At 67.3% G+C, this 14,067-nt stretch carries 14 protein-coding genes; 9 read left to right on the top strand and 5 right to left on the bottom strand.

Going from position 1 to position 14,067, the window contains the following annotated elements:
- Positions 1-37 precede the first annotated feature (37 nt).
- Positions 38-1,468, bottom strand: coding sequence for an aromatic amino acid lyase (locus tag CPH63_RS05220; RefSeq protein ID WP_157749294.1), 1,431 nt, complete (start codon positions 1,466-1,468; stop codon positions 38-40).
- A gap of 226 nt (positions 1,469-1,694) precedes the next feature.
- On the opposite strand from CPH63_RS05220, the gene CPH63_RS05225 reads away from it, so the two are divergent.
- The 5 genes from CPH63_RS05225 to CPH63_RS05245 are packed head-to-tail and all read left to right on the top strand — an operon-like array spanning position 1,695 to position 6,048.
- Positions 1,695-2,411 (top strand): IclR family transcriptional regulator, encoded by a 717-nt coding sequence (locus CPH63_RS05225; RefSeq protein ID WP_197704584.1) that lies wholly within the window; start codon positions 1,695-1,697, stop codon positions 2,409-2,411.
- The gene (locus CPH63_RS05230) at positions 2,408-3,574 is read left to right on the top strand and encodes an ABC transporter ATP-binding protein (RefSeq protein ID WP_096301877.1); all 1,167 of its coding nucleotides are present in this window, start codon (positions 2,408-2,410) and stop codon (positions 3,572-3,574) included. Before CPH63_RS05225 ends, CPH63_RS05230 begins: the two co-directional genes overlap by 4 nt.
- Positions 3,571-4,224, top strand: a complete 654-nt coding sequence (locus CPH63_RS05235; protein WP_096301878.1) for an ABC transporter permease — start codon at positions 3,571-3,573, stop codon at positions 4,222-4,224. The genes CPH63_RS05230 and CPH63_RS05235 overlap by 4 nt, the downstream gene beginning before the upstream one ends.
- A complete protein-coding gene (locus CPH63_RS05240; protein WP_096304964.1) occupies positions 4,221-5,063 on the top strand; it encodes an ABC transporter permease in 843 nt (280 codons plus the stop codon). Before CPH63_RS05235 ends, CPH63_RS05240 begins: the two co-directional genes overlap by 4 nt.
- A gap of 40 nt (positions 5,064-5,103) precedes the next feature.
- On the top strand, positions 5,104-6,048 hold the full coding sequence (locus CPH63_RS05245; protein ID WP_096301879.1) for an ABC transporter substrate-binding protein: 945 nt from the start codon (positions 5,104-5,106) through the stop codon (positions 6,046-6,048).
- A gap of 95 nt (positions 6,049-6,143) precedes the next feature.
- Here the strand turns inward: CPH63_RS05245 and CPH63_RS05250 are convergent, their stop codons facing one another.
- The 4 genes from CPH63_RS05250 to CPH63_RS05265 are packed head-to-tail and all read right to left on the bottom strand — an operon-like array spanning position 6,144 to position 9,405.
- Positions 6,144-6,878 (bottom strand): TIGR00266 family protein, encoded by a 735-nt coding sequence (locus CPH63_RS05250; protein WP_096301880.1) that lies wholly within the window; start codon positions 6,876-6,878, stop codon positions 6,144-6,146.
- Positions 6,879-6,923: 45 nt separating this feature from the next.
- A complete protein-coding gene (locus tag CPH63_RS05255) occupies positions 6,924-8,114 on the bottom strand; it encodes a cytochrome c oxidase assembly protein (RefSeq protein ID WP_157749295.1) in 1,191 nt (396 codons plus the stop codon).
- Positions 8,114-8,875, bottom strand: coding sequence for a hemerythrin domain-containing protein (locus CPH63_RS05260; protein ID WP_157749296.1), 762 nt, complete (start codon positions 8,873-8,875; stop codon positions 8,114-8,116). The genes CPH63_RS05255 and CPH63_RS05260 overlap by 1 nt, the downstream gene beginning before the upstream one ends.
- 11 nt (positions 8,876-8,886) lie before the next feature.
- Positions 8,887-9,405: a hypothetical protein gene (locus CPH63_RS05265; protein ID WP_157749297.1), complete on the bottom strand. Its 519-nt coding sequence runs from the start codon at positions 9,403-9,405 to the stop codon at positions 8,887-8,889.
- A gap of 222 nt (positions 9,406-9,627) precedes the next feature.
- Between CPH63_RS05265 and dnaK the strand changes: the two genes are divergently transcribed.
- The 4 genes from dnaK to CPH63_RS05285 are packed head-to-tail and all read left to right on the top strand — an operon-like array spanning position 9,628 to position 13,881.
- On the top strand, positions 9,628-11,490 hold the full coding sequence (gene dnaK, locus CPH63_RS05270; protein ID WP_096301884.1) for a molecular chaperone DnaK: 1,863 nt from the start codon (positions 9,628-9,630) through the stop codon (positions 11,488-11,490).
- Entirely contained in the window at positions 11,487-12,173 is a 687-nt protein-coding gene (gene grpE, locus CPH63_RS05275; protein WP_096301885.1) for a nucleotide exchange factor GrpE, read from the top strand. Before dnaK ends, grpE begins: the two co-directional genes overlap by 4 nt.
- Before the next feature lie 59 nt (positions 12,174-12,232).
- Positions 12,233-13,501: a molecular chaperone DnaJ gene (dnaJ, locus tag CPH63_RS05280; protein WP_096301886.1), complete on the top strand. Its 1,269-nt coding sequence runs from the start codon at positions 12,233-12,235 to the stop codon at positions 13,499-13,501.
- Between the two features lie 2 nt (positions 13,502-13,503).
- Entirely contained in the window at positions 13,504-13,881 is a 378-nt protein-coding gene (locus CPH63_RS05285) for a heat shock protein transcriptional repressor HspR (protein WP_096301887.1), read from the top strand.
- The last annotated feature ends 186 nt before the right edge of the window (positions 13,882-14,067 follow it).

Below are 14,067 nucleotides of genomic sequence, written 5' to 3' on the forward strand. Positions count from 1 at the left end.
GAGCTGCCGGTCGCGGCGCGATAAACGGAACTTCGGCCTACAAAGCGGTGGGTTGGGCGAGGGTTGGCAGCAAATCCTGCGCGATGGAGATGTCGTCGGTGAGGGATCGATCGTTGAGCCGGCCGGGCAGCGACGCGGCGGTGCGCAGGGCTGCCGCGAGGCCGGGAGTGAGCTGTGCGGTCTCGACGTCGGCCAGTCGCAGCGCGCGAACGGCGGCCACCAGTTCGCAACCCAGCACCGCCGAGTAGGAGTCCACCGCGCGCAACGCATTGCGAGCGGCCAGTGACGCGAAGCTGGCATCGTCCTCGACGCCCTGCGATAGTGCCACACCCTGCAGCCCGACCGGTATGCCGTAGCCGCGGAGCTCGGCCAGCGCCGACGCGGCGACGTACTCGAGGATCATCGCGCCGGAGGCTCCTGGCTCAGGCCCGGCGAGAAAGGACGCCAGCCCGGTGAGCGACGGATCGTTCAGGTACGTGAGGCGGGCGAGGCTCAACTGCGTGGTCTGGGCCAGGGCTGAGGTGAGACCGTCCAGAGCCTGGGCCAGGTAGACCGCGTGGAAGCCACCGTGATGGGCCACCCCGGAGTCAGCGAGGAAGAGCGGGTTCTCGCTCGGGGCGTTGGCCATCGTCTCGACGACGCCGGCGGCGCGAGCCAGGGCATCGACGAAGGCGCCGTGGACCTGGGGCAGGGCTCGGAGTCCGAATGGGTCCTGGATGCGAGCGGGCGGCCGGTCGCCGACCAGTGCGCCCATCGTCGTAGCAACGTGCGAAACCCCCGGAAAGGGCGACCCGACGACAGCTGACGGGCTGAGCGCCTCGCGGTTGCCGTCGAGAGCGACAAAGCTGAGCGCACCCACGACCAGGCTCGCCGATGAGAGCATCCGGAGGTCGGAGCAGGCCAGTGCCGCGTCGGCGATGGTGGCCGCGTTGCTGCTCATGAACGGCAACGCGTCGCCGGCGGTGAAGCGGATCGGGGTCGCGAACCGCGGCTCACAGACCGCCTCCCCGGCCAGGGCCAGCGCCGCGGTGGCCAGCGCCGAGAGGTCGCCGGTGCCGATGCTGCCGAGTTCGAGGATGGTGGGTTGGGCGTCGGTCGCGAGTTGGGCGGTCAGTGCGTCGAGCAGCCGAGGGCTGACGCCGCTGCCACCGGCGGCCAGTTGGTTGAGCCGGATGACCAGCATCGCCCGCACCCGCCGACGCGAGCGTGGCCCGCCGGCTGCCGTCGAGTGAGAGCGCAGCAGGCGCAGTGCGTGCGCGTCCGAGGTCGCCACCTCGGTGCCGCGGTTGGCCCCGACCCCGGTGGAGCGACCGTAGAGGGGACGGAACCCGGCGACGTGCTCGGCGTAGTCGTGCGACGCGGCGGCCCGGGAGCGGGCGGCGTCGGTGACGCGGACCGCGGCGGTGCTGTCGGTCGCCGCGCGCGCGATCTGATCGACCCTCAGTGAAGCACCGTCCAGCTCCAGCACTCTAGTATTCCTATCGCAGCTATGTGGAACGCGAAGAATTCGACGCGATACTCGGTAACGATTGGATCACGCATCCAACCCTTAATCCGTTCAGTGCTTTCCTGAGCCTCCACGCTGTGGAACGGTTTCACTGGTTGGTAGCAACATTCCACCAGACGGCATCAACGCAGTCGATGATGCTCCCGTTCGGACCCCTGTCAGCTGGCGTCTTGGAGTCGCACGAAGTATGACCACTGATTCTGTGGCCAAATCCTCGACGCGCGCCGTCGAGCGGGCGCTCGGCCTGCTGGCTGAAGTCTGCGATCAGGGCGCTCTCACCCTCGCCGAATGTGCCCGCCGCTCCGGACTCCCGTCGAGCACCGCGCTGCGGCTGCTGCGCACGCTGGAGAGTTCCGACTTCGTCAGCCGCGATCATGACGGCACCTTCCGGGCCGGCACGCGCCTCATCCAGATCGGCGCGTCGGCACTGGGACGGCAGTCGCTGGTCCGGCTCTGTCAACCGGCGCTGGGGCGAATCGCCGAGGCCAGTGGCGAGTCGACCTACCTCAGCATCCTGGGTCCGGGAGAGACGGCGGTGTACATCGGCATGGTGGAGGGGACGCACGCCGTTCGGCACACCAGTTGGGTCGGGCGCACCATCCCGCTCGACGCGACGGCGGCCGGGCAGGTGCTGCGCGGCGAACTCCCCCCGTCGGGTTACGTGGCCTACCGCTCGTCAGTCGAGCCGGATGTGACCGCCCTCGCCGCGCCGATTCGTCGATCTGGCGGAATAGCCGGAGTCATCTCGGTGGTTGGACCTACTTATCGACTGGACGAGCCACAGGTCGAGTTCATCGGCCGGCTCGTCAACCGCGAAGCCGCGTCTCTCAGCCGGCAATTCGCCGCCGCCCAACTGGCAACGCCAGAGCTCTCCGATTCACGAAGTGAGGTGGTAGCCGGATGATCCGCTTCGAGTCGGTGACCAAGCGATACCCCGACGGGACCGTCGCCGTCGATTCCCTGGATTTCACTGCGCCTTCCGGGCAGATCACGGTGCTCGTGGGGCCTTCGGGGTGTGGCAAGACCACCAGCCTGCGCATGATCAACCGAATGATCGAGCGCACCAGCGGCACCATCTGGCTCGACGATCGCGACGTGTCGAAGGTCGCTCCGGCCCAACTGCGCCGGGGCATCGGCTACGTCATCCAGAACGCCGGGCTCTTCCCCCATCGCACGATCGTCGACAACATCGCGACGGTCCCGCTGCTGCTCGGCGAGAACAAGAGAGAGGCCCGTCGTAAGGCCCTGGAGTTACTGGAGCGGGTCGGACTCGACCCGAAGTTCGCCAAGCGCTATCCGGCCCAGCTCTCCGGCGGCCAGCAGCAGCGCGTGGGCGTCGCCCGGGCGCTGGCCGCCGACCCGCCGGTGATGTTGATGGATGAGCCGTTCAGTGCCGTCGACCCGGTGGTCCGCGAGCAGTTGCAGAACGAGTTCCTCCGACTGCAGAGCGAACTGGGCAAGACCATCGTCTTCGTCACCCACGACATCGACGAGGCGATCAAGCTCGGCGATCAGGTGGCGGTGCTGAGAGTGGGTGGCCACCTGGCGCAGCTCGCGACACCGGCCGAACTCCTCTCCCACCCGGCCGACCCGTTCGTCGCCGGCTTCGTCGGCCGGGATCGGGGCTACCGGGCGCTCGGCTTCACCTCGGCCGGCCCCCTCCCACTGGCAGAGGAGCCCGTGGTGAGCATCGGCGCGCCGCTGGCCACCGCCAGGGACCGGGCCCAGGACGGGTGGATCATCGTCGTCGACGACCACAACGCGCCGCTGGGGTGGCTGTCGGTCAAGGGCGTCTCGGACGAGGCGCTGCGGGGCGATGTGACCCCCGACCTGCTCAATCTCGGGGGAACGCTGGCCCGCGAAGGTACGAGTTCGCTTCGCGAGACGCTCGACGCGGCGCTCTCCTCGCCCAGCGGGCGCGGCGCAGTGGTCGACGAGAACGGCTACCTACTCGGCACGGTCACGGCGAACGTGGTTCTCGAACGCATCCAACGCTCCTCGGCCGAGTCGTTTCTCTCCCGAACGCCGGCTCAACTGTCGCCGTCCTCGGAGCCGACGGCGACATGAAGATCTGGGACTACTTCCGCCACGACCAGTCCGAGATCATCGGCTGGATCTGGACCACGGTCTGGCTGGCGCTGGTGCCGCTGGTCATCGGGCTGGTCATCGCCCTTCCGATCGGGTGGGTGGCCAGTCGATTTCGATGGACCTACCCGCCGCTCTCCACCGCAGCCGGGATCCTCTACACGATTCCGTCGCTGGTCCTCTTCGTGGTTCTCCCTGGGATTCTCGGCACGAAGGTCCTCTCGCCGATCAACATCGCGGTCGCCCTGACCGTCTATACCGTGGCGCTGCTGGTGCGGGTGGTGGCCGACGGGCTGAACTCGGTGTCGGCCGACACTCTGGCCGCCGCCTCGGCGATGGGGTACACCGGGGTGCAGCGACTCTTTGCGGTGCAGTTTCCGATCGCGGTGCCGGTGATCGGCGCCGGCCTGCGGGTCGCGGCGGTCTCCAACGTCAGCCTGGTCTCGGTGGCCTCGGTGGTCGGCATATCGCAGCTCGGCTCGCTCTTCACCCTCGGTTACCAGACCGGTGACCTCACCCCGATCCTGCTGGGCATCATCCTCATCATGCTGCTGGCCCTGATCTTCGACTCGCTCATCCTGATCTCGCTGCGGGTCATGACCCCGTGGAAGCGGGCGGTGGCCGGTCGATGAGTTCGGCAACGATACTGGCCGACGGGTCGACCAGCCTCTCCTTCGACACCGTCCGCGTCTGGTTCAACGACCCGAGCAACTGGTGGGGTCCGCAGGGCCTGCTGGCGCTGCTGCGCGAACACATCGTCTACACCGTCATCGCCGTCGTCGTGGCGACGGCGATCGCCCTGCCGCTCGGGCTACTGATCGGCCACACCGGCCGCGGGGTCGCGCTGGTAGGTGGCCTCACCAATGGAATGCGGGCCATTCCCACACTCGGGTTCGTGGTGCTGCTCGTGGTGTGGATCTCGCCGCAGATCCACATCAAGGCGGCGGTGCCCGGACTGATCCCGCGGGGGGGATTGCCGTTCGTGATCCCGATCGAGATCGTCCTTATCGTCTTGGCGATTCCGGCCATCCTGACCAACACCTACGCCGGGGTGCAGAACGTCGACCCGGTTATTCGCGACGCCGCGACGGGGATGGGTATGACCGGCGGGCAGGTCGTCCGGCAGGTGGAGGTCCCGATAGCGCTTCCCCTGATTATCTCGGGCATTCGTAGCGCCACCCTGCAGGTGATTGCCACGGCGACGGTGGCGGCCTACGTGCCTTTCCTGGGCGGCCTGGGGCAGCTCATCATCAATGGCGCGCAGCAGTTCAACGACCCTCAGCACGGCTATCCGGCCATGGTCTGTGCCGGAATTACGGTTGCCGTGCTGGCCATGTTGGCTGACTTCCTGCTGGCCCTGCTGCAGCGGGTGCTCGTCTCGCCTGGTGTCTCCGGGCGATTCGGCCGAGCGTCGCGCCGTTCAGACGGTATCGCCATTCAGATCCCGGAGGTGCTACCCACAAACGGCTGATCGGTATTTCAACATTTTCAGTTAGAAATCAAGGAGAATCATGAAGCGTATTTCCCTAGTTGCGGCTGCCAGCGTGGCCGCCGCCCTGGCCCTCACGGCCTGCGGCAGTAGCGGCAGTTCCAGCAAGACCAGCACCGAGGCGACGACCGCCGGTGGCACTGCCGCATCGGCGGCCTCCGGACCGGGATCGCTGATCGTCGGATCGGCCGACTTCGGTGAGAACGTACTGCTGGCCAACATCTACGCCGACGCGATGGCGGCCAAGGGTGTGAAGATCACCAAGAAGCTCAACATCGGCGAGCGCGCAGCGTACATTCCAGCCCTCAAGGACGGATCGATCGACTTCATCCCTGAGTACAGCGGATCGATCCTGTACTACCTCGACCCGAAGGCAACCGCCAAGAGTCCGGACGATGTCTACGCGGCGCTGCCGACCGCGGCCGGCAGCGACCTGTCGGTGCTGAAGTACGCCGCCGCGCAGGACAGTGACACGATCACCGTCACCAAGAGCACGGCGTCGAAGTACAACCTGAAGTCGATCGCGGACCTGTCCTCGGTCGCCAGCAAGCTGACGCTGGGTGCCCCGGCCGCGTTCCAGACCCGCCCGGATGGGGTACCGGCCCTGAAGTCCGTCTACGGAGTCACCTTCGGCACATTCACGCCGATCTCGGCCTCCGGTTCGATCACGGTCGACTCGCTCAAGGGCGGAAACATCGATGCGGCGGACATCTTCTCCACCGACCCGTCGATCGCGGCCAACGACTTCGTGTCGCTGTCTGACCCGAAGAGCATGTTCGCGGCCCAGAACATCATCCCGCTGCTCAGCGCCTCCAAGGTGACCTCGACGATCACCGACGCGGCGAATGCGGTCTCGGCCAAGCTCGACACGGCGACCCTGGCCAGCCTGGTCACCAAGGTCCAGGTGGATAAGCAGGATTCGGACACCGTCGCCAAGGCGTGGCTGACCAGCGTCGGCCTCGCCTGACCGATAGAAGGTTCTCAGCGGCTCGGACGGTGCCGGGTGTTCTCCACGAACACCCGGCACCGGTCGTCTGCGCTGCTTTGGCGGCGAGCGTCCGGCTACCGACCGAGCAGGCCGCCGAGACCGCCGAGGCCGCCGATACCTTCGCGCGGTGACTCGCTCGGCACCACCGCCGAGACCCAGGCCGCGAAGGCATCGGGGTTACGGGACTGCAGCAGCACCCGTCCCGGGCCGGTGAAGTCGAAGACCCATCCCTCGCCGGATTTCAACGACTGGATCGATCGCCCCTGTGAGGCCCGACGCATCTGGAAGTTGATGGAGAGGTGATAGGCCACCACGTGGCCGGTGTCGATGGTGACGGTCTCACCCGGCTCCAGGTCGATGATGTCGACCGCGCCGTAGACGCTCACCAGCGCCTGGCCCTGACCGGCGGCACGGTAGCCGAAGCCGCCCTCGCCGCCGAAGAGGTTCTGCATGCCGCCCCACTGGGTGTCGATCTCCACACCGTGCGAATTCGCGATCCAACTGCCGCGGCGCAGGAAGAACGGCTGATCCGGGGTGACGTCGATGGAGATCGTGTCGCCGGGTAGCACCCCGGCCACGTCCACCCAACCACCCTGCGGGGGCGCGGTGTAGGTCGTGACGTAGTACGAGCCGCCGCCCAGCATGCTCCGTTTCAGCCCGGCCACCATGCCGCCCTGAGACTTCGCCTCGAGGGTGACGCCTGAGCTGTGCGCGATCATCGCGCCCCCCTCGACCCGCAGCGGCTCGCCGGGCGCGAGGAGGCAGCGCGCGACGGTGAAGGACGGGTTGTGACGCATCTGGACCTGCATGCTGCCTCGGCTATCTACCGCTTCTGCGGATAAGTCGCTACTCGGTTAAGAACGCTTGGCCATGTCGGCCAACCACTGGTTGTAGGCGTCGCGATCGGCGTCGCTGTCGTCGATGTCGGCCGTCTGCGTGGTGATGGCGTCCCGCTCGGGAGAGGAGGCGATGGAGGCGCGCTCGGCCAGCGTCTGGGCTCTGGCCTGCTCCAGCCAGCTGGCTCGGTCGCGACCGGAGCGCCCGCTCTGACCAAGCCAACTGATGGCCAGCGCCACCATGATCGCGGCCATGATCGCATCGCCGCCGAACCACATGATGGAGCCGCCGGTCTTGGTGTCACTCAGGGCGCCGACACCGGTCGGAGCCTGCATCGAGATCGGCTCGGTGCTCATCATCAGAACCACCCCGGTGAAGGTGTCGACGGCCATCGACACCGCCAGCAGCACCCAGCGGATCGGGGTGGAGAGCTGCCAGCGCAGCGGCTCGTCTCCGAGGATCAGGGCGAAGAACTGGCAGCCGACCAGCAGGTAGACCAGATGCTCGACCTGCGCGGCCCAGGTGTGCTCCATGATCACGTTCATCACCCCGGTGAGGTGCGAACCGACGATGACCGCGGTGTAGCTGGCCAGCGCGACCGGCGGCGAGGTGAGCAGCGAGACGACTGATCCGCCGACGACCGCGCGGATTCTGCTGGCCGTCGGCTCCGCCGCCGCCTGGCTGGCCAGCTTGAGCGGGTGGCCGAGGACGAGCAGCGCCGGGGCCAGCATGACCAGGCTGAGGTGGCCGAGCATGTGTGCTGAGAAGAGCGCGGCGTCGTAGACAGCGATGCTGCCGCAGGTGGCGAAGATGACCACCGCCAGCCCGCAGTAGAACGCGACGATGCTGCGGATTGGCCAACGAATATCAGGGTGTCTGCGTCGGTGGTGCAGCAATGCAGTGAGGTACGCGGTGGCCAGGATGGCGACGACACCCACTGCGACGCTGTTGAGCTGCCAGCTGGTGATCAGCCGGGTGCCGAGCAGCGTTGCCCCGGTGGGGGAGGCGCCGCCACGGAAGAGGCTGTCGCTCATCGAGTCGTGCGCGCCATGGCCGCCGGCGCTGCGGCTCATGTGGCGCAGGACATAGACGCAGAGCGTGACCAGGATCCCGGCGGCGAGGATCCAGGCCAGGAGGGCGATGTCGGGCAGCCCGGTGCGGCGCGCTGCCGGCTCGGGCCGCTGGCCGGTCTTGGTCGGAGCACCCATCAGGGTGTCCCGGTGGGGGTGAAGGCGGCGAGGTCGTGGATCCCGAGCGTGGACTCGATCGCCGATACCCGCTCCACCATCTGAGTCAGCGTGTTCGGTCCGAAGAGGCGATCCTGCTCGGAGGCGAACCGCTCGGCCAGCAGGCGCCAGGTCGCGTCCGGCGTGATCTCGCGGAAAGACGGAAAGATCACCGTGTCCTCCCATGCCTCGTGTGGTTCGTACATCCTGACGAACGCGTCCAGATCGGTCCGCAGAGCCGAGCGGGCGGCGGCCGTGCCGAGCCCGTCGGCGGTGACATCGAGGATAGTCGCGGTGAGGTGGCGGCCGCGGTCGTGCTGGGCCTGAAGCGTGGTGACGATGTCGATGGACCGCCCGGCGGCGACCAATCGGGGAAACACGTAGGCCTCCTCCATGCCTTCGTGGTAGCCCTCGATGAAATCGCGAATCAGTTCAGCGGCGTCGGAGACCGCCGTGGCCAGCAGCGCCGCTGCGACCGCGGCAACGGGCGCGTCGGGCCCGAGCCGACGGCTGGACTCCCGGTAGCAGAGCAGGATCCGCTTGAGGAGGCCGTGGTCGTACATCAGCTCCTCGTTGGCGCTCACCGGCGGGATTGGCTCGGGGTCCGGCTGGACGGCGGCGGTGATCGCGGCCCCGGCGCCGGCGCCGACCACCACCCCGATCCCGGCGCCCGCCACCACGCCGATCCCAGCGCTGAGCAGGCCGCGCCGCGACACACCGGCGTCGCCGGCGGGGGTCGTCATGGTCGGCTCACTCATGAGCGGTCCGAACCGGTGGTGACGATCTCACCGTCGGCCCGGATCGTGTACCAGGGGCCGCCATTGAGGAAGAGCGCCTGCCCGCGGGCGTGCGTGCGGTCGGCGTCACCGGTGTAGAGGTAGAGCGGCCAGCCACGGAAGGTGACCACGTTGAAGCCCTCCGAGCCGACCACCCCGAGATCGGACGCGGCCACGCCGCCGGCCGCGATTGCGGCGCCGTCGCTGCGCAGCGGGGGCCAGATGCCGGTGCAGGCGCCGGTGCAGGTGACGACCGCGTGGTGGTCCGGGGAGAAGACGTAGAGCGCCCGGCCGCCGCTGCTCAGCACCGCGCCCAGGCCTGGGATCTGCTGGGTGGTGATGACGGGGTGGGGGGCCGGGGTGGCGACGACCAGCGGGTCGGCGGCGGTCTTATCGCTGCCGCAGCCGGTGAGCAGTCCGATGAGCCCGACGAGAACCACCGCGAGCAGGGCGGCGAGGACTCTCCCGGAGGCTCGGCGCACCCCGGGTCTCGTCACGTTCTCGATTCTCCCACCGTCGCCGGCGGCGGTTTTCGGCGAGCCAACCCGGCATGAGAGTGGTACGCGTCACATGCGGCTGAGGAACATGAGCGGACCCCGCTCAGTTCTTTTGACATGGGCCAACGCTGAGCGGCACGATAGCAAGGCGCTCGACGTTATCTCCCTGAGACACGTTCCAACAGACAGCAGCAGACGATCACATATAGAAGGAGCTTCACAATGGCAAAAGCGGTCGGCATCGACCTCGGAACCACCAACTCGGCAGTCGCGGTCCTCACCGGCGGCGAGCCCGAGGTCATCGCGAACGCGGAGGGCTCGCGCACCACGCCGAGCGTCGTCGCCTTCGCCAAGAACGGCGAGGTGCTCGTCGGTGAGGTAGCCAAGCGTCAGGCCGTGACCAACGTCGATCGCACGATCCGTTCGGTCAAGCGCCACATCGGCACCGACTGGTCGGTCGACATCGACGGCAAGAAGTACACCTCGCAGGAGATCAGCGCCCGCGTGCTGCAGAAGCTCAAGCGCGACGCCGAGGCATACCTGGGTGAGGATGTCACCGACGCCGTCATCACGGTTCCGGCATACTTCAACGACGCCGAGCGGCAGGCCACCAAGGAGGCCGGCACGATCGCCGGACTGAACGTGCTGCGGATCGTCAACGAGCCGACTGCGGCCGCACTGGCCTACGGCCTGGACAAGGGCGAGAAGGAGCAGACCATCCTGGTCTTCGACCTCGGCGGTGGAACCTTCGACGTATCCCTGCTCGAGATCGGTGACGGTGTCATCGAGGTCAAGGCGACCAGCGGCGACAACCACCTCGGTGGCGACGACTGGGACCAGCGGGTCATCGACTGGCTGGTCGAGAAGTTCAAGGCCGCGCACGGCATCGACCTCACCAAGGACAAGATGGCCATGCAGCGTCTGCGGGAGTCGGCCGAGAAGGCGAAGATCGAACTCTCCAGCTCGCAGCAGACCAGCATCAACCTCCCCTACATCACCCAGGACGCGGAGAAGAACCCGCTTTTCCTTGATGAATCCCTCAGCCGCGCCGAGTTCCAGAAGATCACCGGCGACCTGCTGGCCCGTACCAAGGCGCCGTTCCAGAGCGTCATCAAGGATGCCGGCGTCAGCGTCAGCCAGATCGATCACGTCGTTCTGGTCGGTGGCTCCACCCGTATGCCGGCCGTGGCCGAACTCGTCAAGGAGCTGACCGGAGGCAAGGAGCCGAACAAGGGTGTCAACCCGGATGAGGTCGTCGCCGTCGGTGCCGCGCTGCAGGCCGGTGTCCTCAAGGGTGAGGTGAAGGACGTCCTGCTTCTGGATGTCACCCCGCTGAGCCTGGGCATCGAGACCAAGGGCGGCATCATGACCAAGCTCATCGAGCGGAACACCACGATTCCGACGAAGCGTTCGGAGATCTTCACCACCGCCGACGCCAACCAGAGCAGCGTCCAGATCCAGGTCTTCCAGGGTGAGCGTGACATCGCCTCCTACAACAAGAAGCTGGGCATGTTCGAGTTGACCGGTCTGCCGCCGGCGCCGCAGGGCGTCCCGCAGATCGAGGTCACCTTCGACATCGACGCCAACGGCATCGTGCACGTCTCGGCCAAGGACCTGGCGACCAACAAAGAGCAGGGCATGACCATCACCGGTGGTTCTGGTCTGAGCAAGGACGAGATCGACCGGATGATGGCCGACGCCGAGGCTCACGCCGAGGAGGATCGTCAGCGTCGCGAGGACGCGGAGACGCGTAACTCGGCTGAGTCGCTGCAGTTCACCACGGAGAAGTTCCTGGCCGACAACGGTGACAAGCTGCCGGCCGACAAGAAGATCGAGCTCGAGGCCGCTCTCGAAGAGCTCAAGACGACGCTGAATGGCAATGATTTCGCCGCCATTCGGGCCGCGCAGGACAAGCTGGCCAAGGTCTCGCAGGAGACCGGTGGAGCGATGTACGAGGCGGCCGCTGCGAACGCCGAGGGTGGCGCGACCGACGGTGCTGAGGGTGCCTCGGCCGGATCGCCGGCGGATGACTCCGTCGTCGACGCCGAGGTGGTCGACGAGGGCCCCGAGGGTGAGCAGAAGTGACCGAGCCGTTCTCTGGGTCCTCGGCGCGGGCTGACTCAGCCCGCGCCGGGGAGTCCCGGCCAGAGCAGGACGAGCCGGTGGTGATTCGTGACAAGCGGCGCATCGACCCCAACGGCGAGACCCCGCTGCACACCGAGGACCCGCTGCAGGCGGCCGAGGAGGCGTTGGTCTCCGACGAGATCGTCGAGGCCGAGCGCCAGCTGGCCGAACGGACGGCTGACCTGCAGCGATTGCAGGCCGAATTCGCCAACTACCGTAAGCGGGTCGACCGCGACCGGGTCATCATCGGCGAGCAGGCGGCCGGCAAGGTCGTGGCGGCGCTGCTGCCGGTACTGGACGACATCGACCGCGCGCGTCAGCACGGTGATCTCGACGGTGCCTTCAAGGCCGTGGCCGATCAACTCGACGGCATTCTGGCCAAGTTCGGGCTTGCCTCATTCGGTGAGGTGGGCGATCCGTTCAGCCCGGAACTGCACGAGGCGGTCATGCACTCGGAGAGCGAGGACGTCCAGGTGCCGACCTGCACGACGGTGATGCGCCGGGGCTACCGCCAGGGCGAGCGACTGCTGCGCCCGGCGATGGTCGGCGTGAGCGATCCGGTTGATCCGGTCGTCGCGGGCCCGTTCGAGCCCGACTCCGATGAGTCCGCCGCGCCTGACCCGGTCGAGGAGTCCGGAAGTTAGAACAGGCGGTAAAAGTAAGGGTGAATTACCCGATAGAGCATTCGAGGAGGTGACGTCTGGTGAGTACCAAGGATTGGCTCGAGAAGGATTACTACAAGGCGCTGGGCGTCGACAAGAAGACGCCGACGGCCGACATCAAGAAGGCGTATCGCAAGCTCGCGCGTGAGCTGCATCCGGATAAGAACCCGGACAACGCCAAGGCCGAGGCGCGTTTCAAAGAGGTCTCAGAGGCCTATGACGTCCTCTCCGACGATGCCAAGCGGCGCGAGTACGACGAGCAGCGTGAGCTCTTCGCCGGCGGCGCCTACCGCGGTGGGTTCCCCGGTGCGGGCGGGTCGGCCGGTCCCGGCGGCGGCTCCTTCGATGTCTCCGATCTCTTCGGGAACAACGGTGGTGGTGCCGGGAATCTCGGTGATCTCTTCGGTGGCCTCTTCGGGGGAGCCGGCGCGACGGGTGGGGGTGCCGGGCGTCAGCGCCCGGCGACCCCGGCCCGTGGCCAGGACGTCAATGCGCAGCTCTCACTCGGTTTCGAGGAGGCGGTCAGGGGAGCCACGCTGCCGCTTCAGTTGAGCGGGCCCGGCGCCTGCCAGACCTGCCACGGAAGTGGCGCCAAGCCTGGAACCGCACCCAGCCAGTGCCCGCAGTGTGGCGGCTCGGGGTATGTGAGTCGCAACCAGGGTGCCTTCGGTTTCAGCGAGCCCTGCCGCGACTGCCAGGGAACCGGACGGGTCATCGACTCGCCCTGCCCGGACTGCCGCGGCACCGGAGCCACCAACCAGACGCGCACCATCACGGTGCGGGTGCCGGCCGGCATCCGGGACGGCTCCAAGCTGCGGGTGGCCGGGAAGGGGATGCCGGGCTCGCGGGGCGGGCCGGCGGGTGACCTCTTCGTCACGGTCAACGTCGGGCCGCACCCGATCTTTGGTCGCAAGGGGGACGACCTCACTCTCACCGTGCCGGTCTCCTTCGCGGAGGCCACGCTCGGAGCCACCCTTCGGGTCCCGACGCTGGATTCGACGGTGGCGCTGAAGTTGGCGCCCGGTACCGCCTCCGGACGGACGCTGCGGGTGCGCGGCCGTGGGGTGAGCACCAAGTCCGGCTCGGGTGATCTGCTGGTGACGGTCGAGGTTGCCGTGCCGACCTCGCTGACCGATGCCGAGCGGGCCGCCCTGACCGCCTACGCCGAGCTGGCCACCGAGGATCCCCGGCCGCAGATCAGCGCGGTGCTCGCTGCGCGGGCAACTCCGGCCGCCGCGAATTCCGCCGCGAATTCCGGTGCCAATTCTTCAGCCAATTCAGCCGATGGATTCACCGGGGCGGAGAGTTAGAAATGTCGCACTCTATGCCGGTTCCGGAGGATGCGCCGGTCTTCGTAATTTCGGTTGCTGCTGAGTTGGCCGGAATGCACGCCCAGACGCTGCGCCAGTACGACCGACTCGGTCTGGTGACGCCGGGTCGCACCGGTGGTGGCGGTCGTCGCTACTCGGCGCGCGATGTGGCGCTGCTGCGTGAGGTGCAGCGCCTCTCACAGGACGAGGGCGTCAATTTAGCCGGGATAAAACGGATCATTGAGCTCGAATCGCACGTCGAGGCGCTGCAGCGGCGGGTGACCGAACTGGCCGACGATCTGCGCCGGATTTACGCGGAACTAGATGCCCGACGCGCTCCATCTACGGCCCTGATGGTCTGGAAACCTACCCGGCGATGACTTTTAGTCCGCCATTGTTAACGTCGTGTGACGTCGGGTAAAAATTAGTGGAGGAAAAGAGGCCTGACCACTTGTGAGCTGGCTTACTCGGCAGTAGCTTCGGTCAGTAGCCGCACGGGGCGGTGAAGCATCGAGACGGTTTGTCCGATTTGGTGCTTAGTATCACCGAAGGAGTAGTAAATGGAG

The sequence above is a fragment of the Jatrophihabitans sp. GAS493 genome, from assembly GCF_900230215.1.
Taxonomy (GTDB): domain Bacteria; phylum Actinomycetota; class Actinomycetes; order Mycobacteriales; family Jatrophihabitantaceae; genus MT45.

Bases quoted from the DNA above. Each gene is read 5' to 3' on its own strand.
- CPH63_RS05225 (WP_197704584.1), top strand. From the start codon at position 1,695: ATGACCACTGATTCTGTGGCCAAATCCTCGACGCGCGCCGTCGAGCGG.
- CPH63_RS05230 (WP_096301877.1), top strand. From the start codon at position 2,408: ATGATCCGCTTCGAGTCGGTGACCAAGCGATACCCCGACGGGACCGTC.
- CPH63_RS05235 (WP_096301878.1), top strand. From the start codon at position 3,571: ATGAAGATCTGGGACTACTTCCGCCACGACCAGTCCGAGATCATCGGC.
- CPH63_RS05240 (WP_096304964.1), top strand. From the start codon at position 4,221: ATGAGTTCGGCAACGATACTGGCCGACGGGTCGACCAGCCTCTCCTTC.
- CPH63_RS05245 (WP_096301879.1), top strand. From the start codon at position 5,104: ATGAAGCGTATTTCCCTAGTTGCGGCTGCCAGCGTGGCCGCCGCCCTG.
- CPH63_RS05250 (WP_096301880.1), bottom strand. From the start codon at position 6,878: ATGCAGGTCCAGATGCGTCACAACCCGTCCTTCACCGTCGCGCGCTGC.
- CPH63_RS05255 (WP_157749295.1), bottom strand. From the start codon at position 8,114: ATGGGTGCTCCGACCAAGACCGGCCAGCGGCCCGAGCCGGCAGCGCGC.
- CPH63_RS05260 (WP_157749296.1), bottom strand. From the start codon at position 8,875: ATGACGACCCCCGCCGGCGACGCCGGTGTGTCGCGGCGCGGCCTGCTC.
- dnaK (WP_096301884.1), top strand. From the start codon at position 9,628: ATGGCAAAAGCGGTCGGCATCGACCTCGGAACCACCAACTCGGCAGTC.
- CPH63_RS05285 (WP_096301887.1), top strand. From the start codon at position 13,504: ATGTCGCACTCTATGCCGGTTCCGGAGGATGCGCCGGTCTTCGTAATT.